The 25,558-nt window shown below is 70.3% G+C and carries 12 protein-coding genes; 8 read left to right on the top strand and 4 right to left on the bottom strand.

The features are described from left to right. Positions 1-9: 9 nt before the first annotated feature. A complete protein-coding gene (locus tag AB0M24_RS16585) occupies positions 10-1,275 on the top strand; it encodes an epoxide hydrolase family protein (RefSeq protein ID WP_363767433.1) in 1,266 nt (421 codons plus the stop codon). A gap of 1 nt (position 1,276) precedes the next feature. Here AB0M24_RS16585 and AB0M24_RS16580 read toward each other — a convergent pair whose 3' ends face one another. Then, positions 1,277-1,633, bottom strand: a complete 357-nt coding sequence (locus AB0M24_RS16580; RefSeq protein ID WP_363767430.1) for a DoxX family protein — start codon at positions 1,631-1,633, stop codon at positions 1,277-1,279. 82 nt (positions 1,634-1,715) lie between these two features. On the opposite strand from AB0M24_RS16580, the gene AB0M24_RS16575 reads away from it, so the two are divergent. Further along, the gene (locus AB0M24_RS16575) at positions 1,716-2,585 is read left to right on the top strand and encodes a sigma-70 family RNA polymerase sigma factor (RefSeq protein ID WP_363767427.1); all 870 of its coding nucleotides are present in this window, start codon (positions 1,716-1,718) and stop codon (positions 2,583-2,585) included. A gap of 482 nt (positions 2,586-3,067) precedes the next feature. Here AB0M24_RS16575 and AB0M24_RS16570 read toward each other — a convergent pair whose 3' ends face one another. After that, the gene (locus AB0M24_RS16570) at positions 3,068-6,376 is read right to left on the bottom strand and encodes an NACHT domain-containing protein (RefSeq protein ID WP_363767424.1); all 3,309 of its coding nucleotides are present in this window, start codon (positions 6,374-6,376) and stop codon (positions 3,068-3,070) included. 168 nt (positions 6,377-6,544) lie between these two features. On the opposite strand from AB0M24_RS16570, the gene AB0M24_RS16565 reads away from it, so the two are divergent. Next, the gene (locus AB0M24_RS16565) at positions 6,545-8,524 is read left to right on the top strand and encodes an NACHT domain-containing protein (protein WP_363767421.1); all 1,980 of its coding nucleotides are present in this window, start codon (positions 6,545-6,547) and stop codon (positions 8,522-8,524) included. Between the two features lie 4 nt (positions 8,525-8,528). Here AB0M24_RS16565 and AB0M24_RS16560 read toward each other — a convergent pair whose 3' ends face one another. Together AB0M24_RS16560 and AB0M24_RS16555 are read right to left on the bottom strand one after the other, a co-directional pair. Further along, positions 8,529-10,325, bottom strand: coding sequence for a hypothetical protein (locus AB0M24_RS16560; protein ID WP_363767418.1), 1,797 nt, complete (start codon positions 10,323-10,325; stop codon positions 8,529-8,531). Positions 10,326-10,432: 107 nt separating this feature from the next. After that, entirely contained in the window at positions 10,433-11,008 is a 576-nt protein-coding gene (locus AB0M24_RS16555; RefSeq protein ID WP_363767415.1) for a TetR family transcriptional regulator, read from the bottom strand. Between the two features lie 56 nt (positions 11,009-11,064). Here AB0M24_RS16555 and AB0M24_RS16550 point away from each other — a divergent pair, with 56 nt between their 5' ends. The 5 genes from AB0M24_RS16550 to AB0M24_RS16530 all read left to right on the top strand — a co-directional run bounded on the left by AB0M24_RS16550 (position 11,065) and on the right by AB0M24_RS16530 (position 25,546). Then, positions 11,065-11,844: an SDR family NAD(P)-dependent oxidoreductase gene (locus AB0M24_RS16550; RefSeq protein ID WP_363767412.1), complete on the top strand. Its 780-nt coding sequence runs from the start codon at positions 11,065-11,067 to the stop codon at positions 11,842-11,844. 192 nt (positions 11,845-12,036) lie between these two features. Then, on the top strand, positions 12,037-13,257 hold the full coding sequence (locus AB0M24_RS16545; RefSeq protein ID WP_363768261.1) for a beta-ketoacyl-[acyl-carrier-protein] synthase family protein: 1,221 nt from the start codon (positions 12,037-12,039) through the stop codon (positions 13,255-13,257). 220 nt (positions 13,258-13,477) lie between these two features. Further along, the gene (locus AB0M24_RS16540; protein WP_363767409.1) at positions 13,478-14,707 is read left to right on the top strand and encodes a cytochrome P450; all 1,230 of its coding nucleotides are present in this window, start codon (positions 13,478-13,480) and stop codon (positions 14,705-14,707) included. After that, the gene (locus AB0M24_RS16535) at positions 14,704-16,647 is read left to right on the top strand and encodes a beta-ketoacyl synthase N-terminal-like domain-containing protein (RefSeq protein ID WP_363767406.1); all 1,944 of its coding nucleotides are present in this window, start codon (positions 14,704-14,706) and stop codon (positions 16,645-16,647) included. Before AB0M24_RS16540 ends, AB0M24_RS16535 begins: the two co-directional genes overlap by 4 nt. A gap of 1 nt (position 16,648) precedes the next feature. Then, the gene (locus AB0M24_RS16530) at positions 16,649-25,546 is read left to right on the top strand and encodes an amino acid adenylation domain-containing protein (protein WP_363767403.1); all 8,898 of its coding nucleotides are present in this window, start codon (positions 16,649-16,651) and stop codon (positions 25,544-25,546) included. Positions 25,547-25,558 lie beyond the last annotated feature (12 nt).

Genomic DNA, 25,558 nt, shown 5'->3' with positions numbered 1-25,558 from the left:
GGGAGATCCATGTCTGGACCTACACGACGGCAGCTGCTGCAGGGCGGACTCGCCGCCGGACTCAGCGTCGCGGTGACGAGTGCGCTCGGCGAAGCCCCGGCGTTCGCGTCGCGGGACGGGATCCGTCCGTTCCGGGTCGCGGTTCCTCGCCGGCAGCTGGCCGATCTGCGCGACCGGGTCGCCGCGACGCGCTGGCCGTCCCGGGAGCTCGTCGCCGACCGTACTCAGGGCGTGCAACTCGCGGCCGCGCAAGGGCTTGCCCGCTTCTGGACCACCCGCTACGACTGGCGCCGGTTCGAGGAGAAGATCAACGCGTTCCCGCAGTTCAAGACCGAGATCGACGGTGTCGACATCCACTTCGTCCACGTCAGGTCGAAGCACTCGAATGCGCTGCCGCTGATCATGACCCACGGCTGGCCGGGCTCGATCGTGGAGCTGCTCGAGACCATCGGGCCGCTCACGAACCCGACCGCGCACGGCGGCACGGCGGCCGACGCGTTTCACGTCGTCCTGCCGTCGATTCCGGGCTACGGCTTCTCCGCCCAGCCGACCGGGCTCGGCTGGGAGACGGGCCGGACCGCGCGTGCCTGGGCCGAGCTGATGCGCCGCCTCGGCTACACCCGCTACGTCGCCCAGGGCGGCGACGTCGGCGCGGCCGTCACCGACAACCTCGGTCGGCTGGCACCTGCCGGGCTCGCCGGCATCCATCTGAACCTGCTGGTTCCGGCGTTGCGCAACAGCGCGGGTCTGCCGAAGAACACCGATGAGGAGAAGGCCGCGGCCGCCGCGCTCAAAGTGTTCGGCACCACCGGCAACGGCTACCTGGTCGAGCAGTCCACCCGGCCCGAGACGATCGGCTACGCGCTGCTGGACTCCCCGGTCGCCCTGGCGGCGTGGATGCTCGACCACGACACGGACAGCTATCACAAGATCGCCCGAGCCTTCCTGGGCGAGGCGCCTGCGGGCAACCTCACCAGGGAGCACGTCCTGGACAACATCTCGTTGTACTGGCTCACCGGCACGGGTGTCTCGGCCGCCCGCGCGTACTGGGAGAGCTTTCACTCCGGGGGCCAGGTCACCGCACCGGTGAAGGTCCCGGTCGCGTTCAGCGCCTTTCCCGGCGAGATCTTCCAGGCTCCGCGCAGCTGGGTGCAGTCGTCGTACCCGACGCTCTCCTACTACCAGCAGCCGGTCCGGGGCGGACACTTCGCCGCCTGGGAGGAACCCGGCCTGTTCACCGCCGAGCTCCGCGCGGCTTTCCGTTCGCTGCGCTGAGTCAGGCTTGGACGAGTCCCAATGCCAGCGTCCCGGCGGCGAGTGCGAGAAACGCCGCCGGGGCGCTGACGTCCGAGTACCACCGGCTGCGCACGACCGTGATGACCGCGCCGACGAAGTAGACGGTCAGACCCGCCGCGGCCGCGATTCCGATGGGCGGCACCACGAATCCCGCGACCAGGCCGACGGCACCAGCTGCTTTGGCGACCCCGAGCAGGAACAACCAGTCGCGCGGCACGCCATACTTGGTCATGTTGGCGATGACCCATTCGGCGCGCATGAAGTCCACAATGGACGCAAAGGTGGTGGCGACGGCTGCTGACACCGTGACGATGATGTAGGCCATCTGTAGACTCACGAACCGGTTCTCCTCTGCTCGTCGCGCTCATCCGAAGTGGGTCGGCACCCTCTTGACGGATGGCGAACGGGAAAGGTGACCGATGACCGGATCCGAGGCGTTGGCGGTGCGCTTCGAGGCGTGCCGCGAGCACCTGCGCGGGGTGGCCTACCGGCTGCTGGGCTCGCTCGACGAGGCCGACGACGCCGTGCAGCTCGCCTGGCTGCGGGCCGACCGCGCCGATGTCGGCGAGATCGAGAACCTGGCCGGCTGGCTCACCACCGTGGTCGGCAGGATCAGCCTGGACCTGTTGCGCGCCAGGCGATCCCGCAACGAGGCGCCAGGTGTTGCAGTCGAACGGCACGGCGGCGTCGAACCGGAGGCGGAGGCCGTGCTGGCCGAGTCGGTAGGCCTGGCCCTGCTGGTCGTGCTGGACCGGTTGACGCCCGCCGAGCGCGTCGCCTTCGTGCTGCACGACGTGTTCGCCGTCCCGTTCGAGGAGATCGCGACGGTCGTGGGCAGATCACCGGTGGCGAGCAAGAAACTGGCCAGCCGCGCTCGCGGCCGGGTCCGAGGTGCGGCACCGGGGGACAGGACCGAGCTCGCCCGCAACCACGCCGTGGTGGAGGCGTTCCTCGCCGCCGCGCGCCACGGCGACCTGGCCGCGTTGCTCGACCTGCTGGCGCCGGACGTGGTGCGCAGGGCCGACCGGTTCGCGACGCCGCCCGGAGTCGCCGCCGAGATCCGGGGCGCTCGGGCGGTCGCGGAGGCAACTGCGGCGAACGCGCACCGGATCGCGATCGCCGAGGTGGCGCTGGTCGACGGAGAGCCCGGAATCGTGATCGCGCCGCTGGGTCGCCTGCAGCTCGTCCTGCGCGTGACTGTCCACAACGGACTGATCTCGTCGTACGAAGCCGTTGGTGATCCGGCTCGCCTCAACCGGTTCTCGCTCGCGGCCTGGTCATTCTCCTAGCCGTTCCAGCACAAGATGAGGATGCAACCGCCGGAGCTCGTTCGCGTCGGCGGAGCAGGGCTGCTCGGCCGCGAGCTGGAGCTCATGCTGGTGGTTGTGGTCGTTTGTGACGTGGCGGGCGCCGTCGTCGTCACCGAAGTGGTGGTCGGCTGCGACTTGTGGCTCGCGGAGGAGGACGGCGTGCTGCGTTCCGTCGGCGTGACAACAGCTCCAGCCACCGTTCCCGTCGGAACGATGCTGGGCACGTCGACCGCTCCACGGCTCCCCGGCGCCGTGCTGGGTGAAGCCGTACCGTCAGACCGCGTGCTGATCAGCACACCCAGCCCGACACCTGCGCAGATGGCCGCGGCACATACGCACACGATCAGGAGCGGAAGACGCAAGGAGCTGCTCCTCGGTGTCAGGACCGTGATCGCCGCGAGGATAGATGAAAACTCCTCGGATTCGGCTGACAGGGGCCGAGAATGCTCAGTTCTGTGCACTTACGGGCACATGGTTCGCGGCGGTCTGGTGACGATCGGAATCGGCTTGCCGACGGGGTTTCCGCGCTCGTCGAACCTGAACGTGCCGGTCGCGCCACGCACCTCGACGGTTCGCAACCCGGCCAGGACGGAGGCCGTGCTCGCCTCCGGGCGGATCGTGGCGAACGCCGCTGCGGCCGCGTCGTGGTAGAGCAGCGCGAAGCCGTCGTCCAGTGGCTCGCGGAACAGGCCGCAGTAGTCGGCGCGAAACGGGCCGAAGCCCTCAGGGGCCTGATTCACCGTCCACCCGGCGGGGTCAGCGGGGAACGCGTAGCGGAACGTGTGGTGCGGCAACGGTTCTGCTGAGGGAATCCCGGCTGCCACGACGCCGACGGTCAGGGGCTGATGCCCGCACTGCTCCCGGAGGTAGCGAATCAGGTCGTCGACCGCGCGCCCGGCGTACAGCAATGCAGACGGGCATGACGGGAGGTAGATCCGCCCGCCGCCGCGCACCTCGGGCAGCTCCCAGGTCGACAGAAAGCTCTCCCGCAGCGACTGGACGTACGGGTCTGGTTCGCCGGTCGTGAGCAGGAACTCCGGCGCCGGTCCCGTCCACGACCGCCGCAGGGCCTCGGCGTACTCGGTGTTGGACGGGGTGATTCGGAACAGGCTGTTCGATGCCAGTGCGTTCGCGGTCGCCGCGACCATCGGGATGCCTTGCTGGGACAGCATCCTGGTCGCGGCGACCGCGTTCGAGCTGCTGAGGCCCAGTCCCACCACTGCGACGAGCGGGTGCTGCTGCCGCGTCATCGGGAGGAGCTGCTCGACCACGGGCCGCCAGTTCGACTGACGGCGGCCCTCGTTGGCCAGCAGCACCTGCACCTTGACGGCGTTCTCCGAGTTGGCCTGTTTCTGCGCGAGGTACACGCCCTGCAACGCGTGCCTGATGTGCGGCTGGTCGAACGTGCCCGGTTCCAGCGGGGCGAGGAGTGCGACGCGAACGTACTCGTGCTGTGCTGAGGTGACCGTCGCGTTTTCGCGTTGGATCAGCTCGTAGATCCCGGATTGGTCACCGGCGAACGCGTAGGAGCCGTCCGAGATGCCGACGCACTCGTAGTCGAAACCGGCGCTGAGGTAGCGGACGTCCTGATCGAACGGGGTCAAGCCGCACCGCGTCTGCAACCCGCCCGCGATCGGAAGGCCGACGCCCAGTCCCGTCCCGGCCAGGAGCACGGCCACGATCAGCGCCGCGAACCTGCCGGCGCGCCGGGGGATCCGAGCCGGTGCCGGCGCGGAGGACCTGCCCGCCGCGAGTGGGCTGCCGGACAGCCGATCCTGGAGCAGTCTGTGGCGGAACTGGTACGCACCGCCGTTCGCTCGCAGGACGTTCAGTTCGTGCGCTTCGGCGAGGAACGCCATGAGCCGCCACGGCAGACGCCCCCGTGCTGCCAGGACGAACCGGGCGACCACGAACCGCACCCAGAGATGCGGGCCGCGGGCCAATCCGACGACGACCCCGAGCAGCGCGGCGCCCGCACCGTCGAGCAGCCCGACCACGGGGCCCGCCACCAGCCCGAGCACCAGGCCCGTCGACAGGCCGAACGGCACCGCCAGCACCGCGAGCTGCACGAGTTTCGTGGTGCGGTCGCCGCGCAGGCTCGCCGCGGGGCTCGCGGTGCGCAGGGAGATCGCCGTCATCTCCAACCACCCGACCAGGCTGTACGCGATGCCGGTGATCGCACCGAATGCCACGCCCATCAACAAACCAGGGTGGACCGGGTCGGACGTGCCGTACCGCAACGAGTAGGTGAGCTCGGCGACGAGGCCGATGATCAACCCCGCGCCGATGCCGCGCATAGCACCCACACCGATCTGCACGGCCAGCTGTGTTCTCCTGCCGCGCACCTGGGTGTTGATGCGGCGCGGTTCGCCCTCTGCGTTCGTCGCGGCCATCCACCCCACCACGACGCCGGCCAAAGCCCCAGCGGCGAGCCCGAGCGCTGCCTTCGCACCCGTCTCGGCCACCGTGGGCGACACCATGAGCCACACCGCGAGCGTCGCGAGCACCGCCGCGGTCAGCCCGACGCCGATCCCGGTGGCCCACTTGGGGAAGCGCAGCGCGCGGTACAGCTGCCACCAGGCGAGTTCGTAGGTCCTCTGGCGGTGCAGGTGCCCGGCCAGAAAACTCAGCTGCTGTGCGGCGGTTTCTCTTCGAGCGTCCGGGTAGGAGGCGGGCACCAGCCCGTCGAGCAGGAGCTGTTTGATCTGGTCCTCGTCGTCGAGGTCGAGCAGGGTCCGCGGATCGGCGGCGCGGGCCAGGTCGATCATCAGCGGCGTGCGCAACGCCTGGGCGAGAGCGCTCTCCGGCTGGTTCCGCAGTCGGGCGAGGAGTGGGGCCCAGCGCGGATCTCGATCAACCCGGCCGGCCGACAGGTAGGTCGTGGCGTCCGCTTCCGTGAGCGGGGCGAGCTCCACCACCAGAGCCGACGCGGGAACCCGGCCGGACGGCGACACGGCGTCCTCGTACTCCACACTGCGCGAGGTCACGACGAGCGGCAGCCCGCTGGCGCCTAGCTCCGCGACCGCCTCGGCGTGCAGTTCGGGAGGCAGTTCGTCGAGGCCGTCGGCCACGGCCAGCACACGATCCGCGTCGACGAGCTGTTCGACGTCGTCGGAGGCGTAGTCGGCCCGCAGCCGGCGTTTGATCCAGTCTCGTGGCGACTCCTCGCCGACCTGCCACGACGACAGGGGCAGCAGCACCGGCACCACGTCGTCTTCCGAGCGGTTGGCGCACAACGCCAAGGTGATCCGCGCGGCCAGCACGCTCTTGCCCGCACCGGGCTCGCCGAGCACGATCAGCTGCCGTCGCGGCAACTCCCGCAGCAAGGCGACGAGCTCGTCCACGCCGCCGCGGAAGTCGAGATCGCCACGGGCCTGTGCCCGCCGCAGCACGTCGAGCACCGGCAGTTCGGCGTTCGACTTGGTGACAGCACGGCGGAACACCCGGCGCAGCGCGGTGCTCCACGTCCGTTCCGGTGCCGCACCAACGATGTCTATAGCCGGGGGCAGGACCGGACGCGTCGTGGTCGACCAGGGATGCGGCATCGCCCGGCCGGCGAGCAGCGCCGACAGCTCACGCGACCACTGCTTGGTCACGGCATCGGCCAGCGCTGCCGCCGCCTGCCGTTCCCGCGCTTGGGCGGTTCGTCCGTCCGCGGTGCGTTGCCGGACGAACTCCAGCACCATCGTGAGGGCGGTCAGCAGACCTAGTGCGGTCCACGCCCAGGTGTCGACCCACGGCGGGAGCTTCTCGGAGGCCCTGTTGGTCACGAGTCCCACCAACACGGCCAACAGCGGTGGCACCACCCACGACAACCACCGCACCCCAGCGTCTCCCTCGATAGATCGCATGTTGCTGTCGTGGTCGGCGGGGCCCGCGTTACGCCCGCCGCTGTTCTCGCGATAGCCCGTTGACGTTCGCGGAGACGGGGAGCGCTGTTGATCACTCGGGCGGTTCTGGCCGGCATCGTCGTGGCCACTGTGCTCGGTGCACTGGTGAACTTCGTGCCGTGGCCCGTCGCGGCGGCGATGGGTCTGGTCGCGGGCGTGCTCCTCGCGTTCGGCACGTGGTGGTTTCAACGCGGCGGCACACCCGAGCCGGATCTGTCCGCGCTCGCCGACGAGGTGCGGGCCCAGTGGAAGGCGGAACTGCAGTCGCGCGGCATCAGCCTGTCGCACCTGTTGCCGGTCGCGTGGTCCGACACCGCCCGTCCGGAGTCCCGCGGCGACATCCACGACCTGCCGGCGACCTTCCTCGCAGCGGCAGCCCCGCAACTGGTGATCATCGGCCCACCCGGCAGCGGCAAGACGGTCATGGCGGTGCACTTGGCCTTGCGGCTGCCCACGGAGGGCCGGCCGGTTCCCGTGGTGCTCTCGCTGTCGTCCTGGGACCCGGAGCAGCCGCTGTACCGGTGGGCCGCGAGCGCGCTGACCCGTGACTACCCGGCGATCGGCTGGGCGCAATGGCGGCGGCTGCTCGCATCGGGCCGGATCCTGCCGGTGCTCGACGGCTTCGACGAACTTCCGGAAGTGCACCGCACTCTCGCGGTCCGGCAGATCAACACGGCCATCGACGGCGGGAACCCCGTCGTGCTCACCTCGCGCACGGACGAGCTCACGGCGGCCGGCGCGGGTTTGCGCACGGCGCTGGTCGTCGAGCTCCATCCCGTCCAGCCGGAGGACACGATCTCCTACCTCCACCGGCCCGGCGACGAAGAGCGCTGGTCGCCGGTCTTCACCGCGTTGCGGACCAACCCGGACGGCCCGCTCGCGACCGCTTTGTCCTCACCCTTCGTGGCTTCGCTGGCCCGGTTCACCTACGCCCGCCGCGACACCGACCCCAGCGCGTTGTGCGCGTTCCCCGACATCGCCGCCGTGCACACGCATTTGCTCGACGCACTCATCCCCGCCGCCTACTCAGTCGCTCCGCATCCTGATCTGGCGGCGACGAACTCTCCGGCCTATCCGGCGGCGAAGGTCACCGAATGGCTCACGTTCCTAGCCCGTCACCTGGACCGGCTCGGTGTTCAGGACATCGCGTGGTGGCGACTGCACCGTTCGCTCGACCTGCCCCGGCGGCTCGTGCTGCGGCTGAGCTTTCCCGTCGTCTGGCTGGGCGTGCTCGCGAGCCTGCTCGCGGTCGATCACGGCTGGCCAGAGCTCTACCGGCACGGCTTCGTGGACCAGATCGCCGGACCGCAGCACTACTGGCTGGCCGCGGCGATCGCGCTGGTCGCCGGAACCGCCGTGCCGATCGGGCCTCGCGCGCCGGGCCACACCGAGCCAGTGATCGACGACCGCGCCTACGGGCTGGGCGCGGTCGCCGGGCTCGCCGTGTTCCTGCCGATCATGACGTGGTTGACGATTCGCGTCGTCCAGCTCTACGGCACCGACTTCCTCACCATCGAGGAGACCGACGGCTGGTACCTCCCCGCCGATCCACTCACACTCTTCGGCTTCTCCTTGCTCAGCCTCATGATCGGCGTCGTGGCCGTGCTGGTGGGGTGGTTCGCTTACGCGCTACGAGCCAAGCACGGCAGGTTGCCGATCACGTCGCTCGTCACCACCGCCGACGCGCTGGCCGCTGACCGCCGGTACAGCGCGAGCCGGGCGCTCGGTCTGCAGGCAGCGGTCCTGGTGTTCTACTTCGGCTACACGTTCGGCTTGGAGCAGTACCCGGACTTTCCACTTGAGCTGCTGCTGATCCCCATCTTGATCACTGCGAGAACCTGGCACGCGGGAACCTCTTACCACACAACGAAACTCCTGTTGGGTGGCCGAATGCCGCTGCGGCTGCAGGTGTTCCTGGTGGACGCCTACGAACGCGGCCTGCTGCGCGAGGTCGGTGGCGTCTACCAGTTCCGGCACGACTTCTTCCAGAAGCACCTCGCCAAGTCGGCGAACACACGGTCGGCGTAGTGGGCTACTTCAGGTAGTAGGCACGGATGATCGTCTGCTCGACCTCGCCCGTCTCGTCACCGGTGTTCGCCTTGAGCGACACGGACTTGGCGTTCGCCGGATGCCACAGCGTGACCAGCCACCTGGTGCCGATCCTGAGCGGCTTGACCCCGTGCCAGGTCGCGCCTTCGTCGTAGGACACCTGCACGGCCGGAGCGCGCACATCCGTGACGTTGCCGGCGGTTCCGTTGCGCTGAACGGTGATCGGGAACGTCAGCGCGCGGCCGGCACGTCCCCGGTTGTGCTCGTCGAGCTCGGGCGCGAACCGCACGGCCAGCAGCGGGACGAGCTCGAGCTCGTCACCGGGCACGTGCTCGGAGGTGAACGTCCAGTCCGCGATGACCCGCGCGGTCACCGAGTCCCGTGCGCCCTCGGCGTGCAGCTGAAAGCGCGTGCTGGCGGCCGGCGCCTCGGTCGAGAGGTAACCGCCCGCCGAGGCGGCTTCGCCGAGCAGTTCGCCGTCGCGGGACAGGGTGGTCCGGCCGGTGTGCGGACTGTCTCCCATCCTCAGACCGGACGAGTCGCTGAACATCGGCACCTGCAGCCGCAGCAGGTCACCACGCCGCCCGGCAGGACGGTAGTTGGCGGGGCCGAAGGGAAACGCGGGGCCGAACACCGCCGTGTTGAGGTGTTCGACGCCGGTCTGGCCACGTCGGTAGACGCGGGCGGACGCGTCGGTCTGGTAGCCGTTGCCCGCCGCGGTCGACTCGCCGGTCGAGGGCCACCACTCCACGTCCGGCGTGTAGTACTCGCGCAGCTTGAACGGCGCCGGCCCGGACGCGCCGTAGTTGCGGTTCACCTGTGAGCCCGGGACACGAGCGTGTGTCACGGTGTCGATCACAGCGAACTCGTTGTCCGGCAAGGTTCGGCGCACGTTCGCCGGCACGCCGCCGTGCTCGACGACGCGTGCGTGGTACTGGTACGGGCTGCCGGAGAAGCGGCCGGTGCCGTCCGGCCTGGCGAGCACGGTCTGCGCGTACCAGCTGAACTGCGGCCGCGAAGTCGTCGAAGGACGGACGTAGAAGCCGTCGAACGTGTCGATCAGGAAGCGCGCGCCGACCTCGCCGCCCCAGTCCGTGATCGAGGACAGGCCCGCCTCCGAGACGACCTCCGCCGCCTCCTGGCGGTCCACCGAGATCGCGGGCTGGGTGGCCTGGCGCGCGTCGATCACGAGCTCGGTGTCGGAGGTGACGGCGAACGCGGGCTCGGCCGCGCTGGTGAGCCTGCCCCTCGTCGTCGGGGTGGCACCCGGTGTGTCGATGTTCGCCTCGAAGTAGAACGTGCCTTTCGGCAGGCGGACGGTGACGGTGCCGGAGGGGTCGTAGCCGCTGTGCTCCTCCTGCCGGGCGTTGTCGACGAAGCGGAAGTGGTAGTTGGGTGCGGGTCTGCCGTCGTGATCGAGGAACGTGAGCTTCAAGTCGTAGCTCTCCGCCACCTGCTGCCGCACGCCGCGGGGTTGGTCAGGGGCCGCTCCGGCGAGCAGCGAGACGTCGAACAGCCGCTCGTCGAGCTCACCGGAGTTCAGCCGCGGCTGAACGTCGAGCGGCACGACGTGCAGATGGCCGTGCACGTCCCGATAGGTGCGGAACCGCAGGTTCTCCCGGCCGGGAGCCCGTTGGACGTGGACCGCGTCGCCGTTGACGGTGACCTTGTCGCCGGTGACGAGCGTGACCTCGGCGGACAGTCCGTCAGTGCCTGCTCCGGGTGGTACCTGCGGTTCCGCTGCGGCGGGTGCGGCCGCTGTTGCCGCTATCAGCACCATGGCCAGACATGATCGTTTCAACGCGGCTTCTCCTCGGTTCGCTGCGCGCGGGTTCGCCCTCACTGCGCAGTAACCCGAGTCGGATGCCGTTTTGCTGCATCAAGTGACTAACCGGTGGTGGCCGAGGGAATCAGGGTCTCGAAGAGCTGCCGCAGCGTGGTCTCGAGGGTCTTCTCGTCGGTCCCGTTCAATGCGCTGCTGCCGATCACCTTGCGCAGCAACCAGAACCCGGCGATGACGGCCAGCACCACGGCCGCGCGGTCGGTGCCGCGCGTGTCCGGTGCGACCTCGTACACATGCGCCTCGACGTGGCGCTCGATGTTCTCCCGCAGAATCTCGGCCGCGCGCGGGTTGGCCGCCGATCGCAGCATGAGCAGGAACGGCGACAGGTTGTCCGCAGCGGGCGAGGTTCGTCGGACGAGTGCCGCCGCGATGTCGCGCGCCAGGGTTGCCGGGTCGTCGCCGAGCACGGTGCGGTCGGTCATCGACACCTCGGCGACCTCGGCGAACAGTCCTTCTTTCGACCCGAAGTAGCGGTTGACCAGCATCGCGCTGACCCCAGCCGCCTGGGCGATCTCGCGGACCCCGACCCCGTCGAAGCCGTACCGGGTGAACGCCTCGACGCCGGCGCGGAGGATCGCCGCGCGGGTGGCGGCGGCGTCTCGGCGGTGTGCGGAACTCATGTATACGAGTGTAGACTTCGAACGAAGTATACGACTGTAGACTTGTGGAGAACGTGGTGGAACTGAACCTGAAGGGCAAGCGCGCCCTGGTCACGGGATCGAGCTCGGGCCTCGGTGAGGCGATCGCCCGACTGCTGGCGGCGGAAGGCGCGGACGTCGTCGTGCACGGCCGAGACGAGGTTCGAGCGCAAGCCGTGGCGGCCGACATCGGCGCCGTCGCGGTGGCGATCGGAGACCTGGCCACCGACGCCGGCGCGGACGCGGTGGCCGCCGTCGCCGGCGAGGTCGACGTACTGGTCAACAACGCCGGTGGGTACGCCCACACGGGTTGGCAGGACGCGACACCGGGGGAGTGGCGCGAGATCTACGAGTCCAACGTGGTCTCCGCGGTGCGGATGATCCAGCGCCTCACCCCCGGCATGCGCGCCCGCGGCTGGGGCAGGGTGATCCAGATCGGCGGCGGCCTCGGCTCGCAGCCGATCGCGATCCAGCCCCACTACAGCGCGACCCTGGCCGCCCGCCACACCCTCGCCGTCTCCCTGGCGCGCGACCTGAAGGACACCGGCGTGACCTCGAACGTCGTGTCGCCGGGCGCGATCATGGTCGACTCGGTCGAGAAGTGGCTGTCGACGCAGGCCTTGGCCAACGGGTGGGGCGACACCTGGGAGGACATCGAGCGCAACGCCGTCACGTCGCTGGTGCCCAACGACGTCGGCCGGTTCGGCAGGCCGGAGGAGATCGCCGGAGCGGTGGCCTATCTCGCGAGTTCCTACGCGGACTACGTGAGCGGCGCGACGATCCGAGTAGATGGTGGCACGGTGCGGTCGGTGGTGTGACGGGCCGAATTCCGGTGAATTGGTGTTCAGGTGGAAGGCGGTACATTTACGCGCGATGCGTTGGGCTGGGATTGGATTCCCTGTACGCCGTAAACAGTGGGCGCAAGAAGTGGAAAAGATTCCGGTTAATTCCTCTTGAGCTTTTATTGAGGTTGCCAACCAACCGGATGGTTGGATATGGTTCCGGGCATGCTGTCTAACGCGGGTGTGTGGGTCACGGGCTTGGGGGCCACGACGCCGTTGGGCGTCGACGTGGCTGGTACGTGGTCGGCCATGCGCGCCGGCGAGAACGGGATCGGCGCGCTCACGGGCGACGACTGGCCGGAGTCGCTGCCGGTGCGGATCGCGGCGCCGGTGCTGGCCGACCCTGCCGCGTCGCTGCCCAGAGTGCACGCGCGCAGGCTCGACCGGTGCGAGCAGATGGCGATCGTCGCGGCCAAGCAGGCGTGGGCGGACGCGGGTACTCCCGAGGTCGACCCGGAACGGGTCGCGGTGGTGATCGGCACCGGTATCGGCGGCGTGCTGTCCCTGCTCGGGCAGAACCACGTGCTCGAGACCGCCGGGCCGCGGAAGGTGTCGCCGAACACGGTGCCGATGCTGATGGCCAACGGCCCGGCGTCATGGGTGAGCATGGAACTCAACGCGCGGGGTGGTGCCCACACGCCCGTCAGTGCCTGCGCTTCCGGTGCGGAGGCTGTCGCGGTGGGGCTCGACCTGATTCGGGCCGGGCGGGCCGACGTGGTCGTCGTCGGTGGTGCCGAAGCGAGCGTGCACCCGTTCCCGATCACCAGTTTCGCGCAGATGAGGGCGCTGTCCACGGAGAACGAGACGCCGGAGAAGGCCTGTCGGCCGTTCGACGCCACGCGAAGCGGGTTCGTGCTCGGCGAGGGTGCGGCGGTGCTCGTGCTCGAACGAGCGGACCACGCCAAGGCTCGCGGTGCGAAGGCGCACGGGGCGGTGCTCGGCGCGGGCATCAGTTCCAGTGCCGTGCACATCACCGCGTCCGACACCGACGGGCAGGTGCGCGCGATCAACAAGGCGATGGCCGATGGTGGCCTGCAGCCGTCGGACATCGGGCACGTGCACGCGCACGCGACGTCGACGCCGCAGGGCGACCTCGCGGAGGCGCAGGCGATCGCGAAGGCCGTCGGCACGCACCCCGTGGTGACCGCCACCAAGTCGATGACCGGTCACCTGCTCGGCGCGTCGGGAGCGCTGGGGGCGATCGTGTCGGTTTTGGCGTTGCGCGACGGCGTGGTGCCGCCCACCCGCAACCTCCAGCAACTCGACCCGGCGATCGATCTGGACGTCGTGACCGGTTCGGAACGGCGCGGCGAATGGGGCTGCGCGCTCGCCAACTCGTTCGGATTCGGCGGGCACAACGTGTCGCTGGTCTTCGGGCCCGCGGTGTGAGGTAAAAGCGTTTTATGTGATTTGGTGTGACCGTCCTGTCGTGACGTTCGTCATTGTCGGCGCGGCAGGACCTGGGTGGTAGTGTTCGCTGGGGTTTGGGGTGCCGCTGTGAGCGGCTGGTAGTTGTTCATATGTGCATGTCGGCGGGGGGCGGACATGGGATTGCGCATTTCGCTTTTCTTCTCAGTCCTCGCTGTCTTGTTCGAAAGATCGGGGGACCATGATTCTTTCTGCGCACAGCAGCGCACATCCGTTGGTGCTCGACGGCGACTTCTTCGGAAATCCGTATCCGGCGTACGCCGCGATTCGCGAGGCGGGCAACAAGCCCGTCGAGGTGGTGCTCGAGACCGGCATGGCCTACCTGCCGCCAGGTCTGCGAGCGTGGCTGCTGACGTCGTACGAGGACATCGAGCTCGCGCTGGGTGACCCGCGGTTCCGCAAGGAGCTGGACAAGGCGATGGCCGTGTTCGGGCACGCAAGTCAGGACGCGGTGCTCTACGACAACATGGCGAACAACGACCCGCCGAACCACACCCGGCTGCGCAAGCCGCTCAACGGCGCGTTCACCGCGCGTGCGGCGTCGTCGCGGCGCGATGACGTGCGTGCGGTCGCCCACCGTGTGCTGGACGAGTTGGCGGGGGTCACCGAGTTCGACCTGGTCGAGGACTTCGCGTTGCCGTTCTCGATCGAGGTGATCTGCGGGCTGCTCGGCGTACCCGTCGCGGATCGGCACACGTTCGCGTCGTGGGCGCAGACGATCACGAGCGCGGCGTCCAAGGAGGACCTGCGGCGCGACGCCGGGCTGATGGCGGCGTACCTGCGCGATCTCATGGCGGCCAAGAGGAGTTCCGAGGACGAGGACGTGCTGGCCTTGCTGGCCAGGCACCCCGGCATCACCGAGCGCGAAGGCGTCTCGCAGGCCTACGCCCTGCTCGTCGCCGGCTACGAGACGACCGCGAACCTGATCGCGGCGGGCCTGCTCGCACTCGAGTCCGAACCCGGACTCAGGAAGCGGCTGTGGACGGATCCCGCGCTCGTGCCCGGCGCGGTGCAGGAGATGCTGCGCCACCAGTCGCCGTTCAACCTGTCGCTCTACCGCTACGTGAGCGAGGACGTCGAGGTCGGCGGAACCCTGATTCCCGCGGGCTCGATCGTGTTCCTCGCGTTCGCCGCGGCGAACCGGGACGAACAACGGTTCGGCGACCCGGACGCGTTCGACGTCGACAGGCCTGGCGGTGATCACATCGCGTTCGGCGGCGGTGTGCACAACTGCATCGGCAAGCACCTGGCCAAGGTGGAGGCCGAGGTCGCGTTCGAGGCGTTGATCGAACGCTGCCCGGATCTGGAGATCAGGACCTCGCGCGCGGAGCTGGAGTGGAAGCCCAGCCCCACGTTCCGCGGCGTGCGGCACCTGCTGGTCGGACCAGGGCCCGCCGAGGTGGCGCGATGAGCCCGATCGCCGTGATCGGCATGTCCTGCCGGCTGCCCGGTGCGGCCGATCCCGCGCAGTTCCTGCGCAACCTCGTCGCGGGCCGGTCGAGCGTGACCGAGGTGCCGCGGGACCGGTGGCAGGGTGCGACGGGGTTCGGCGGGTTCGTCGACGGACTGGACGCCTTCGACTCGGGTTTCTTCGGGTTGTCCCGCAGGGAAGCGACCTGGATGGACCCGCAGCAGCGGTTGCTGCTGGAGCTGGCGTGGGAGTGCGTGGAGGACGCGGCCGTCAGCACCGCGGACGTGCGGGGCTCGCGCTGGGGCGTGTTCGTCGGAGCGGGCGCGGACGACTTCCGCCACCGCTACCTCGCTTCCGGATCGTTCGACCGCTACGGGCACATGGGCACGAGTCGAACGATGCTGGCCAACAGGATCTCCTACTTCTTCGGCCTGCGTGGGCCTAGCGAGGTCGTGGACACCGGTCAGTCCTCTTCTCTCGTTGCTGTGCACAGGGCCTTATCGGCTGTTCGCGCCGGCGAGTGCGAAGCGGCGATCGCCGGTGGGGTGAACCTGAACCTCCTGCGCGAGGTCACCGAGCAGATCGAGCTGTGGGGTGGGCTGTCACCCGACGGTCGTTGCCACACCTTCGATGAACGCGCCAACGGGTACGTGCGCGGCGAAGGCGGCGGGCTCGTCGTCCTCAAGCCGCTGGAGGCGGCGCTTCGCGACGGCGACGCGGTGCACGCGGTGATCCGCGGCAGCGCCACCGCCAACGACGGCGGACCGGACCTGCCGGGTGTTCCCTCGGCGGAGTCGCAGCAGGACGTCATCGAGGCCGCGCACAAGGCCGCCGGTGTGTCCGCATCGGACGTCGTCTACGTCGAGCTGCACGGCACGGGGACCCCGGTCGGCGATCCGGTCGAGGCGAAGGCACTCGGTGCGGCGGTCGGGCAGGCCCGGAAGGTCAAGGTCGGTTCCGTCAAGACGAACATCGGGCACCTCGAGTCGGCGGCCGGTGTGGCGGGGTTGATCAAGGCCTGCCTGATGATCCGCGACGGCGTGGTGCCGCGGAGCCTGAACTTCGTGAAGTCCGCGCTGCCGTTGGACGAGCTGAACCTCGAGGTCGTCACCCGATGCGAAGACCTCGTGCTGCACCAGCACGAGGTGGTCGGCGTCAGCTCCTTCGGCATGGGCGGCACGAACGCCCACGTCGTGCTCGGTCCGCCGCCTGCCGCCGACCAGCGCGGGCAGGCCGGCGAGGTCGTGTGGTGCTTGTCCGGGCGTTCTCCTGAGGCACTCGCCGAGCTCGCCCGCAGGCTGCTCGACCACGACCCCGCCGGCCACACGCCGGCCGACGTGGCGTGGACGCTGCTGCACCGCACGCGCTGGGACCACCGGGCAGTGGTGGTCGGGTCCACTTGGGACGAACTCCGCGCGGGTCTCGCGAAGGTGGTGGCGGGCAACAGCTTCGCGGTTCCCCAGGGCTGGGCGGGCGACGTGAGGGTCTTGAGCGCCGCCGGCAGGCACCTGGCCGACGGAGACCCCGCCCCGGTGCTCGGCCTGCTCGGCGCCGCCCGCAAGGTGCCGTCACTGCCCGCACATCCCTTCGACCGTGCGGAGTTCCCGATCCTCCCGGAGGTGACGGTCGCGGCGGAGGTGTCCACGACCGGGACGCCGGAGTTCCGGGCGGAGTGGAAGGACTCGCCGGACCGTTCGTGGCTGGTGCGTTCGCTGGTGGAACGCGAACTCGCAGACCTGCTCGGGGAACCGTTGCCCGGCAACGCTTCCGCCGTGGCGTTCCACGACCTGGGCGTGGACTCGCAGGCCCAGATGGAACTGATGGACCGGATCAACAACTCGACCGGGCTCTCGCTGGCCGACACGGACGTCTTCGACTGTCCGACGATCGACGAGCTGACCGCGCACGTGAACGACAGGATGGGGGAGAGCTGTGCCTGACGTGGACGACGCAATCGCAGTGATCGGCATGGCGTGCCGCTATCCCGGCGGCGCCGACACACCGGAACTGCTGTGGGAGCTCGTCGCCGAGGGCCGCGACGCCATCGGCGACTTCCCGAAGAACCGCGGCTGGGACCTGGAGGCACTGCACCACCCGGACGGTGGCCCCGGCACGACCTACGTGCGCCAGGGCGGCTTCCTGTACGACGCCGACACGTTCGACGCCGCGTTCTTCGGGATCAGGCCCGCCGAGGCGCTGGGCATGGACCCGCAGCAGCGCATCCTGCTGGAGGTCGCGTGGGAGGCGATCGAGCGGGCGGGCATCGTGCCGTCGTCGCTCAAGGGCATGCGCACGGGTGTGTTCGTCGGCCTGATGCCGAACGAGTACGGCATGCCGCTCGGCCGCTGGCAGGGCGAGACTTCCGGTTACATGGCAACGGGTACGTCGCCGAGCGTGGCTTCCGGGCGGATCTCCTACCTGCTCGGCCTGGAAGGGCCGGCGATCACCGTCGACACGGCCTGTTCTTCTTCGCTGGTCGCCATTCACACGGCCGTGCGCTCGTTGCGCAGCGGTGAAACCGAACTGGCGCTGGCGGCGGGCAGCACCGTGCAGGCGGGGCCCGGCATGTTCCAGGACTTCTCCCGGCAGCGCGCCCTGTCGCCGGACGGCCGATGTCGCACGTTCTCCGACACCGCGAACGGAACGGCGTGGGCCGAAGGCGCGGGCGTGCTCGTGCTGGAGCCGCTGGCGAAGGCCCGCCGGCTCGGCCGCCGGATTCTCGGCGTGATCAGGGGCTCCGCGGTCAACCAGGACGGCGCGAGCAACGGGCTGAGCGCACCCAGTGGCAAGGCGCAGGCCAAGGTCATCGAGCAGGCGCTGGCCGACGCCGGCCTGCGCCCGCAGGACATCGACCTCGTCGAGGCGCACGGCACCGGCACGAAGCTCGGTGATCCGGTCGAGGCCGGCGCGATCATCTCCACCTACGGTCGCGACCGCTCGGACCAGGTGTGGCTGGGGTCGTTGAAGTCCAACATCGGTCACTCCATGGCCGCGGCCGGCGTCGGTGGTGTCATCAAGTGCCTGCTCGCCATGCGAGCGGGTGTGATGCCGAAGTCGTTGCACGTCGAGGAACTCAACTCGCACGTGTCCTGGCCCGAGACCGTCGACGTGCTCCGGGAAGCGCGCGAGTGGCCTGAGCGCGACGGTGTTCGCCGGTGCGCTGTCTCCGCGTTCGCGGTGAGCGGCACGAACTCGCACGTCGTCCTCGAAAGCGTCACCGAGCCGGAGGAGGAGAGGCCCGCGACCGCCGGTGTGGTCGCGTTGACGCTGTCGGCGAAGACGCCGGAGGCGCTCGCCGCCTCGGCCGCCGCGGTGGCGGAGGTGCTCAGCCATCCACCGGCCGCCGTCGCCCGGTCGCTGGCGTGCGAGCGCGAGCACTTCGCTCATCGCGCCGTCGTGGTGGGCGGTGATCGCGACAGCTTGTTGACCGGTCTGGGCGATCTCGTGGCCGGGACGCCGGGCGGGGCCGCGGTGACGGGTGAGGCGCGCCGGGTGCGGCAGCCCGTGTTCGTCTTCCCCGGTCAGGGTTCGCAGTGGGCGGGCATGGCCACCGAGCTGTTCTCGTCCACGCCGGTGTTCCGCGCGAAGGTCGGGGAGTGCGCGGAGGCGTTCGCGCCACACCTGGGCTTCTCGCTGCTCGACGCGCTCGCGGACGGTCTGGACACCGAGGCGACCGACGTCGTCCAACCGATGATCTTCACGATGATGGTCGCCCTGGCCGCGATGTGGCAGGACGCGGGTGTGCGGCCGGCCGCCGTCATCGGCCACTCCCAGGGCGAGGTCGCCGCCGCCCACGTCGCGGGCGCGCTCAGCCTGGCCGACGCCGCCCGGATCGTCGCCGGCCGCAGCCGGGCGATCGAACGGTCCGGCGGTGCGGGCGGCATGATGGTCGTCGCGGCGACCGAGTCCGAAGCGACCGCTCTCATCTCCGAAGCGGCCGCGGATCTGGTCGTCGCCGCGGTCAACGCGCCGCGGTCGCTCGTGCTCGCCGGGAACGACGAGCAGGGTGCGGCACGCTTGCTGGCGCTGTGCGAGGCCAAGGACGTGTACGCCCGCCGGGTGCCGGTGCGCTACGCCTCCCACTCCCCGGCCGTCGAGCCGTTGCGTGCGGAGATCATGGCGGCGCTGCGGGACGTCCGGCCGGTGCGTGCCGCGGTTCCGATCTACTCCACTGTGGACGCCGCTCCGGTGCGCGGCGACGAGCTGGACGCCGGGTACTGGTACCGCAACCTGCGCAGCCGGGTTCGTTTCGCGGACACGGTGGCGGTGCTGGCGGAACGCGGGTACGACGCGTTCGTGGAGATCAGCCCGCACCCGGTGGTGACGGGCGCGATCGAGGCGGTGCTGGCCGCGCAGCGCCGCGACGCTCCTGTCTGCGCGACGCTGCGCCGTGATCGTGGTGGTGCCGACCAGTTCCTGGCGGCGGCAGGCCAGGCTCACGTGCAGGGGCACGAGATCGACTGGGCGAGGCTGCTTCCCGCGGCCGGTCGCGTCGACCTGCCCACGTACCGGTTCGAGCGTCAGAGGTTCTGGCTCTCGGCAGCGGAGCAGCCCGCCGCGGTCGCCCGCAGGTCCGCACCGGCTCGGCACCCGTGGCTCGGCTCCGCGGTCGCGCTGCCGGGTGACGCGATGCTGCTGTCCGGGGAGCTGTCGCTGCGCAGCCATCCGTGGCTGATGGACCACCGGGTGAACGGTGCGATCTTCCTGCCCGGCACGGCGTTCGTGGAGATGCTGCTGCACGCGGGCGCACACGCCGGGTACGCGGCGATCGAGGAGTTCGTGCTCAACGACCCGCTCGTGGTGCCACTCGACGGTGCGCCGGTCGAGGTGCAGGTGGCCGTCACTGCTGATCACACCGCGACGATCCACTCGCGGACGTCCGGCGGTGACTGGGTGAAGCACGGCGAAGCGGTTCTCACCGTCTCGAGTGGAGTGTCCACCGCAGCACCGTCAGGCGGTCGTCCAGTCGCACCGGACGAGATGTACACCGCGCTGGCCGGTGCGGGATATGGCTACGGCGAGGCGTTCCAGGCGGTCCGCGGTGTCCACGACGGCGGTGACGTCGTCACGTCCGACGTCCGGCTGTCCGACGCCGCGCTGGTGAACCACGGTGGTTTCACCGTGCATCCCGCGCTCGTGGACGCGGCACTGCACGCCGCGCTCGGCTGCGGGCTTTTCGGTGACGTGCGCAAGGGCTTGGTCGTGCCGTTCCTGTTCGCCGGGGTGCGGGTGGGCCGGGACGAAGTGGGTGACGCCTGCACGGTGGTCGCCCGTCGCGCCGGTGAGGACGAGATCTCGCTGGCACTGCTCGACTCCACCGGTGCCGTGCTGCTGTCGATCGATCGTGTGGTCGTTCGCCGCCTGCGTGGCCCGTCGGCCAGGTTGCACTGGCTCGACTGGTCCGAGCCCGAGGCAGCGGAGACGACGGCACGGCTGTGCGTGGTCGGTGCCGGCGACGATCCGCTGTCGGCGGAGGTGCGTCAGCTCGCGCAGGTCTCGGTCTCGACGCTCGCCGAGGCCGCGCTGATCACCGGTGCCGCTCCGGACGAGTGGCAGGTCGTCGTGCCGTGCGCGGACGACGAGCCGCACGCGGCGTCGGCGCGGGCACTGAGGCTGGTGCAGGAGTGGCTGAACCACGAGAGCCCCGGCAGGCTCGTCCTCGTCACGCGGAGTTCGGTCGCCGTTCCCGGTGACACCGGGCTGAGCCTGGGCACGAGTCCGGTCTGGGGCATCGTCAGGTCCGCGCAGTCCGAACATCCCGGCGTGTTCCGGGTCGTCGACGGCTGCGGCGCCGGGCTCGCTGAGGCGTTGCGGCGCGACGAGCCGCAGCTGGTGGTCCGCTCCGGTGGCCTGCTGCGGCCGGCGATCGTCCCTGCCGCTCCCCCAGGTGAACCCGATGCGCTGCCGGAAGGCACGGTCGTGATCACCGGCGGCACCGGCACGATCGGCAGGGAGCTCGCCCGGCACCTGGTCACGTCGCTGGGTGCGACCTCGGTCGCGTTGATCAGTCGCAGCGGCGAGAGGTCCGGCGCGGTCGCCGAACTGCGCGACGAGCTGGGAGAGCGGTTGCTCGTGGTGGCGGCCGACATCGCCGACGCGGGACAGGCGGCCGCGGCGCTCGCCGAGATCCGCTCGCACGGACCGATCGTGGGCGTGGTGCACGCCGCCGGTGTGTTGCGCGACTCGACCATCGCGGCGATGACCGAGGACCAGTTGCACGAGGTGTTGCGCGGCAAGGCCGACTCGGCGGTGCTGCTCGACGCGTTGACCGCGCACGACGACCTCGCCTTCTTCGTGCTGTTCTCGTCGGTCTACGGCGTTCTCGGTGGGCCGGGCCAGGCGAACTACGCGGCTGCCAACACGTTCCTCGACCAGTTCGCGGCCTGGCGCCGGGAACAGGGCCGTCCGGCGACGTCGGTCGCGTGGGGGCTGTGGGAGGAGGCGTCCGGGATGACCGGGCACCTCGGCGATGCCGACCTGCAACGGTTGCGGCGCAACGGGATCGTGCCGTTCCCGGTGTCAGCGGGACTCGCGATGTTCGACGCCGCGCTCGCCGCGGACACGTCGTTCGTCGTCGCGGCGGAGCTCGACGTCTCCGGTCTCGCCGACGTGCCGTTCCTCCTGACGAGCCTCGCGCCACAGCACCGGGCTCCTGTCGTCGAGGCGGTGACCGAGGACGCGGCGTCGTTGTTGGCGGTGGCCGCGACGGCACAGGACCGGCGCGCGGTGGTGCGGGACGTGGTGATCGGTTGCGTCGCCGGGCTGCTCGGCGTCGAGCCGCGCCGGGTGGACGCGCGCCGCTCGTTCTTCGAGATGGGCTTCGACTCGCTCACCTCGACCGAACTGCGCGGCAGGGTCGGCAAGCGGCTCGGTGTCCGGGTGGGCGCGACCGCCGTGTTCGACCACCCGACGCCCGAGGCGTTGACGACGCACGTCGCCGAGCTCGTCGGCGAACCCGTCGAGGAAAACCGTTCAGTGGCACCACTTCTGCCGATCGACGACGGCAAGTGCGCGCTCACCCCGTTGCAGGAGGCGTACGTCGCGGGTCGCTCCTCGGAGTTCGAGCTCGGTGACGTGTCGACCTACATCCACATCGAGGCGGACCTCACCGGCTTCGACCTGGCTGCGGCGGAGCGTGCGCTGCGGTTGATGGTGCGGCGTCACGAGATGCTGCGCGCGGTCTTCTCCGAGGAAGGCCACTTCCGGGTGCTCGACGAGGTTCCGGACTACTCGATCGAGGTCGAGGACCTGCGTGGCCGGGCGGATCAGGAGGCGCGGCTGGACTGGTTGCGCGCGGACCTCGAAACGCACGAGTTCGACCGGTCGCGCTGGCCGCTCTTCCGGGCCACCGCGACCCGGCTGGACGATCGGACGACCCGGCTCCACTTCGGCGTCGACGTGCTGATCGCCGACGGCAGCAGCGCCGCGGCCCTGTTCAACGAGTGGGCCGACCTCTACCACGATCCGGCCGCGGTGCGGCAGGTTCCGGAGGCGACGTTCCGGGAGTACACGGCGCGGCTGCGCGAGTTCCGCGCATCCGACCGGATGGTCGCGGCGCGCTCCTACTGGCAGGACCGCCTGACGACGTTGCCGCCCGCACCCGATCTGCCTCTCGCGGTTCGTCTGGGCGAAGCGGCGGCTCCGGTGTTCGGCCACCGGTCGATCACCCTGGCCGCTCCACTGTGGACGAAGCTCAAGCAGCTCGGAGCCGGGCTCGGCGTGACGCCGTCCGCGGCGATCTGCACCGCGTACTGCGACGTGCTGGCGAAGTGGGCCAAGAGCCCGCACTTCGCCGTGAACGTCCTGGTGTCCAACCGGCAGGGCTTCGAGGGCGAGGACCTGTCGCAGGTCGTCGGCAACTTCTCGTCGACCTCGCTGCTGGAGGTCCGGGTCGATCCGGGGCTGTCCTTCACCGAACGCGCCCGCGTCGTGCAACGGCAGCTGGCCCAGGACATGGAGCACGCCGCGTTCACCGGTGTCGACGTGACGCGTGAGCTCAACCGTCTCGACGGCGGCGCCGGACGCGCCCGGATGCCGGTGGTGTTCACGTCCACGCTGGGCGGCGTTCAGGCCGCGCACAACGGTCCCGCGGGCCTGATCGGCGCGCTGGCGCGGATGGGGGAGAGCGGCACGACGGTGGCCAGCGGTGTGCGGACGCCCCAGGTCACGCTCGACCACCAGGCCGTCGAGGAAGCCGGTGTGCTGCGGTTGAACTGGGACGTCGTGGAAGAGGTCTTCCCGGCGGGAATGATCGACGCGATGCTCGCCGAGTACGAACGCACGGTTCTGGCGTTGTGCGAGGCCGGCGCGTGGCACGCGCCCGAACCCGCCGCAGCGCCGATCGCCGAGGTCCGCGACCCGGAGAAGTCCCTGCTGCACGCGGGATTCTTCGAGCAGGCCTCGCGGACACCGGACGCCGTGGCGGTGATCTCCGGCGCGCGGACGCTGACCTATGCCGAGCTGGCGGCCGAGGCGCTGGTCGTGGCGGCCGAGTTGGCGGAACGCGGGCACGGCCCCGGTTCGCTGGTCGGCGTCGTGATGGACAAGGGCTGGGAGCAGGTCGTGGCGTGCCTCGGTGTGCTGCGGGCCGGCGCCGCCTACGTTCCGGTCGATGCCCGATGGCCGGCGAAGCGCATGCACGGCGTGCTGGAGTCGGCAGGGATCACCGCTGTGCTGACGCAGCCGTGGCATCGAATCGAGTGGCCGGAAGGCTTGTGGGCACGGGAAATCCAGCCCGGACCGGCCGAAGTCGTCTTCGTACCGGACCCGGCGGTCGGGCCGGACGATCTGGCGTACGTGATCTACACGTCCGGATCGACCGGCGTGCCGAAGGGCGTGATGATCGAACACGCCGCGGCGCTCAACACGATCAGGGACGTGAACGAAGAGCTGTCGCTGATCTCCTCGGACCGGGTGTTCGCGTTGTCCGCGTTGAACTTCGACCTCTCGGTGTACGACCTGTTCGGCCCGCTGTCGGTGGGCGGGGCCGTGGTCGTGCCGGCCGCGGGCGACGAACGGGAGCCGGCCGCCTGGCTGCGGCAGATGACCGAGCACGGCGTGACGGTGTGGAACAGCGTTCCCGCCCTGATGGCCATGCTCTGCGAGTACGCCGAGTCCGCGGACGTGCCGCTGCGGGCCGTTCTGCTCAGCGGCGACTGGATTCCGGTCACGCTGCCCGCCGACATCCGGCGGTTGTTCCCGGACGCCGCGCAGTGGGGTCTGGGAGGCGCCACGGAAGCGTCGATCTGGTCGATCTGGCACCGGATCCGGCCGGAGGACGCGGAGCTGGCCTCGATTCCGTACGGCGTGTCGATGCGCAACCAACACGTGTACGTCGGGGACGAGCGGTTGTGCGCTCGACCGGTGTGGGCGGTCGGCGACATCTACATCGGCGGAGCGGGTGTGGCGCGCGGGTACCTCGGCGACGCCGAACGCACGGCGAGCAGTTTCGTCACCGATCCGGCGACGGGCGGGCGGTGGTACCGCACCGGTGACCTGGGCCGGTTGCTGCCCAGCGGGGAGATCGAGTTCCTCGGCCGCGAGGACACCCAGGTCAAGATCGGTGGTCATCGCATCGAGCTGGGTGACGTCGAGTCCGCTCTGGAGAGCTGTCCCGGCGTGCGCACCGCCGTCGCGACCGTGCGCGCGGGCAGGCTGGCGGCGCACGTGCTGGTGGAGCCGGGAACGACCTCGGCCTCGGTGCGGGCCGGCGTGGCCGACGCGCTGCCGGGTTACATGGTGCCGTCGGTGCTCTCCGTGCTCGACGAGTTCCCGTTGACCGCCAACGGAAAGGTCGACCGCGCGGCGTTGAGCGCGCTGCCGGCCTCGACGGACGCCGAGGTGGAGAAGCCCGCGGACGCCGAGGAGGAGGTGTTGCTCGGGCTGTGGCGCGGGTTCTTCGGGACCGACGAGCTGTCCGTGACGGACGACTTCTTCGACCTGGGCGGCGACTCGCTGCAGGCGGTGCGGCTGGTGTCGCTCGTGCGGCAGGCGACCGGCGTGGAGATGCGGGTGTCGACGCTGTTCGCGGCGCCGACGATCCGCGCGCTCGCTCGGTGGCTCTCCGCCGCGGCACCGTCCGGTGTGGTCGTGCCGATCCGGACCGAGGGCTCGGCCGTGCCGTTGATCCTCGCGCATCCCATCGGCGGCGAGGTGTTGTCCTACGCCGACCTCGCGGGCCGGCTGGGGCCGGATCAGCCGGTCTACGGTCTGCGGTCGCCGGACGGGCACGCCCTCGGCCTGACGGACCTCGCCGCCGAGTACGCGCGGGCGGTGTGCCGGGAGGTGCCGGGTACGCGCTATCGCGTCGGCGGATGGTCGATGGGAGGAATGCTCGCGATCGAGATCGCCCGTGAGCTCGAGGCGTCCGGATGCGAGGTCGACCTCGTCCTCGCGCTCGACATCGCCGAGTCACCGTCACGGCTCGCCGCCGCGGTGATCGACCAGCTGGTGCTGCTGTCGTGGCTCGCCAGGGACCTCGCCGGGCTCGCCGGCGTGCCGTGGGCAGGTGGCGACTTCGGTTCGGCGGGGGAGTTGTTCCCGGCACTGCGCTCGGCGGGGATCCTGCCGGAGGACATCGCGTTCGCGGACTTCGAGGCGGTGTGCGCCCGGTTCGAGGCGAACGCCCGTGCGCTGTACGCATACCGGCCGGACCGGTTCGGCGGCGTCGTGCACTTCGTGCAGGCCGCGTCCGGCACCGACCCCGGCGTCGTGGGGGAGTGGCGGGCGCTGTGCGACGGCCAGTTCGAGCACCAGGTCGTGCCGGGCGACCACTACACGATGGTGCAGCGCCGGCACGTCGACGTGCTCGCGGACGTGGTGCGGCAACTGCTGAGCTGATCAGGCGGCGAA

The sequence above is a fragment of the Lentzea sp. NPDC051838 genome (assembly GCF_040681245.1).
Classification (GTDB): Bacteria; Actinomycetota; Actinomycetes; order Mycobacteriales; family Pseudonocardiaceae; genus Lentzea.
Note: the sequence above shows the minus strand (reverse complement) of the source record. Positions and strands in the feature narration are given on the sequence as shown.

Excerpts from the sequence above, each read along its gene's own strand:
- AB0M24_RS16585 (WP_363767433.1), top strand. The coding sequence starts at position 10 with ATGTCTGGACCTACACGACGGCAGCTGCTGCAGGGCGGACTCGCCGCC.
- AB0M24_RS16575 (WP_363767427.1), top strand. The coding sequence starts at position 1,716 with ATGACCGGATCCGAGGCGTTGGCGGTGCGCTTCGAGGCGTGCCGCGAG.
- AB0M24_RS16560 (WP_363767418.1), bottom strand. The coding sequence starts at position 10,325 with ATGGTGCTGATAGCGGCAACAGCGGCCGCACCCGCCGCAGCGGAACCG.
- AB0M24_RS16555 (WP_363767415.1), bottom strand. The coding sequence starts at position 11,008 with ATGAGTTCCGCACACCGCCGAGACGCCGCCGCCACCCGCGCGGCGATC.
- AB0M24_RS16540 (WP_363767409.1), top strand. The coding sequence starts at position 13,478 with ATGATTCTTTCTGCGCACAGCAGCGCACATCCGTTGGTGCTCGACGGC.
- AB0M24_RS16535 (WP_363767406.1), top strand. The coding sequence starts at position 14,704 with ATGAGCCCGATCGCCGTGATCGGCATGTCCTGCCGGCTGCCCGGTGCG.